The following is a 2,765-nucleotide window of genomic DNA, read 5'->3' on the forward strand; positions in this document are numbered from 1 at the left end:
GGAGGTCGCGGCCGCCGCCGTCGAGGCTGGGGCCTCGATCGTCAACGACGTCAGTGGCGGGCTCGCCGACCCGGCGATGGCCACGACCGTCGCGGGCCTTGACGTACCGTTCGTCGCGATGCACTGGCGAGGTCACAGCACAACCATGGCCGATCGTGCGATCTACGACGATGTCGTCACCGATGTCGTCACCGAACTCGCCGACCGCCTCGACGCGCTGATCGACGCCGGGATACGTGAGGATCGCATTGTGCTCGACCCGGGAATCGGGTTCGCCAAGACCGGCGCCCACAATTGGGCACTGCTCGCCCACCTCGACCGGATCCGTGAGCTGGGTCGACCGGTACTGGTCGGAGCTTCTCGTAAAGCGTTCCTCGGGGCGCTGATGACCGGCGTCGAAGCCGCCATTCCCCCGCCGACCGACCGCGACGACCTGACCTGCGCTGTTTCCACGCTCGCCGCAGCCGCCGGGGCCTATTGCCTACGAGTGCACGACGTGAAATCCACTCGCCGGGCAGTCGCCGTCGCAGCAGCGTGGGGCAGGGTGACCCGATGATCGGCAAAGGCGGAAATTCCGAAGTTGCGCCTGAAACGTCTGCGGCGACGAAGAATCCGAGGGTCCGCCCGTGCGCCTGCAACGCCTAGGTGCCGGTGGACTGCCCGCCGAAGTACTCCGCGCACTGCACGCCCGCGCTCGAAACCGAAGTCTGCCCACCCCCGCGGCACTGATCGGGCAATGGTTCGAAGCTGCCGCCGTGATCGCCCCGCACCTGCAGGCGAGACCAGTGGCTCCCCGTGACGCGTTTCCATCCCGGTACGCGAATCGCCCCACTACCACCACCACCGGCGGCGAGCCGGTGATCGGCGGTGGGTGGATCGGGTACCGGGCGTACCCGGACGGCGCAGGCCGCCTTCCCGACGCCGCCGGCGGCTGGACCGACTCGGTGCTGCGCCTCGACACCTCGGGGTGCTGGTGGTATGAAAGCCTCACCGACATTCCCTGCCCTGCCTACCTGGCCGCAGCCGCCCTCGATCCCCAGTGCGAACCCGAGCCTTGGTCGATGCGGTGGACACCTCCGGACCGTCAGTCCCACCACAACAACGTCGAAGCCTGCAAAGCCGCAATCCGCGCCGGCGAGGTGTACCAAAGCTGCATCTGCACCCAGTTCACCGGCCAGCTGACAGGCAGACCGGCGGACTTCTTCACCGACGCCATCGAACAAACCCGCCCCGCCCGAGCGGCCTACCTGCAAGGCCACTGGGGTGCCGTGGCGTCGTTGTCCCCCGAACTTTTCCTGGCCCGCAACGGAACGACCGTCACCTCGAGCCCCATCAAAGGAACCCTGCCGCTCAGCGCCGACCCCGCCGCCCTGCGGGGCTCGGCCAAGGACGTCGCCGAGAACGTGATGATCGTCGACCTGGTTCGCAACGACCTCGGCCGACTGGCCGTCACCGGAACCGTTACTGTCACCGACCTCCTACGCGTGCGCCCCGCCCCCGGCGTGTGGCACCTGGTCTCCACCGTGCAAGCGCAGATACCCCCGACCACGACGACAGTCGAGTTGTTCGAGGCGAGCTTCCCACCCGCATCGGTGACCGGATGCCCGAAAACACGAGCACAGCAACTGATCTCCGACTGGGAGACACAACCCCGGGGGGTGTACTGCGGCACAGTAGGTATGAGCAGTCCACTGGCAGGCCTCGAACTCAACGTCGCCATCCGCACCGTCGAATTCACTGCCACCGGCAGCGCCGTCCTCGGCGTCGGCGGCGGCATCACCATCGACTCCGACCCCGCCTCAGAATGGCAGGAATGCCTCGACAAAGCCCGTACCATCCTCGACCTCACCCCCGCCTCGCCTGCACACTCATCTCTCTGCTGACTCAAGAAACCGGGCCCAGAACCGAGAACCCCTCGAGTCCGCACTCGAACTGATCGGCGAACCGGACGAGCAAGCCCGCGCAATGTGCGCACTCGCTCAAACCCTTTTCCGGTATGGACGCCCGGCTGAGGCGCTGACCGTCTTCCGTGAGGGATCCGACGCCTTCACGGACATAAACCGCGATCTCGCCTTGCGTTTCGAGGCAGGCTAGACGGCGTTCGCAGCCTATCTCGTTGATCGTCCATCCGAAGCGCGGTGTACGCGGAGATCTAACCACGTGACCCTGAGTGGTCTCCTCACAGCCGACGATGCGGGCAATACCGAAGTCGTTCAATGCGGTTCGCCGTATCATTCCCGCGAAGCCGAGCGGATTCTCGCCGTCGCTGAAACCTCAATCCGCAGTCGATTCGACTGCGGATTTGCGGATTGAGTGCGCTCTCATCCATGCCGCAATTGGGTTGAGCGGGAGTGGATGTGCCGCTGCCATGCAATCAAAAGCGGTGGCGCTGCGAGCTCGATCGCAACGGCTACTACGGTGACCGGGTGGGGACGTCCCCGTTGCTGCCAGGACCGCAGTCGGGCGAGTCCGCCGACGAAGATGCCGGAGAGCGCGTAGGTCAAGCGCAGTGATCGCTCTTCGAGTTGTCCGAGTTGGGACCAGATAACTGGCCCGACGGCAAACTTGAACACGTTGGCGTAGTGAGGTTCCCCCGCTTCCCCGGAGACTTTTCTATCTGGCTCCGATGCTATCTGCCTCCTGTCGATCTGGCCGATCGTGGTAAACCTGTTCGTACTCGTCGGGGGAGAGTCCGCCCAGGCCGGCCTGGATCCTGCGCGGGTTGTACCAGCCGTCGATGTAGCGGAACAACGTCGCCTCCGCCT

4 protein-coding genes are annotated in these 2,765 nt (G+C 65.6%); 2 read left to right on the forward strand and 2 right to left on the reverse strand.

The genetic code is table 11. From position 1 onward, the window contains the following. Together folP and VIQ49_RS07370 are read left to right on the forward strand one after the other, a co-directional pair. On the forward strand, positions 1-556 hold a 556-nt coding region (folP, locus tag VIQ49_RS07365; RefSeq protein ID WP_331882608.1), incomplete at its 5' end, for a dihydropteroate synthase. Positions 557-626: 70 nt separating this feature from the next. Then, entirely contained in the window at positions 627-1,883 is a 1,257-nt protein-coding gene (locus VIQ49_RS07370; protein WP_331882611.1) for an aminodeoxychorismate synthase component I, read from the forward strand. A gap of 438 nt (positions 1,884-2,321) precedes the next feature. On the opposite strand, the gene VIQ49_RS07375 is transcribed toward VIQ49_RS07370, so the two are convergent. Further along, the gene (locus VIQ49_RS07375) at positions 2,322-2,573 is read right to left on the reverse strand and encodes a DUF4345 family protein (protein WP_331882614.1); all 252 of its coding nucleotides are present in this window, start codon (positions 2,571-2,573) and stop codon (positions 2,322-2,324) included. A gap of 40 nt (positions 2,574-2,613) precedes the next feature. Next, complete coding sequence (locus VIQ49_RS28915; protein WP_414731595.1) at positions 2,614-2,751, reverse strand: hypothetical protein; 138 nt, start codon at positions 2,749-2,751, stop codon at positions 2,614-2,616. Between the last annotated feature and the right edge of the window lie 14 nt (positions 2,752-2,765).

The organism is Williamsia sp. (assembly GCF_036566845.1).
Lineage (GTDB): Bacteria > Actinomycetota > Actinomycetes > Mycobacteriales > Mycobacteriaceae > Williamsia.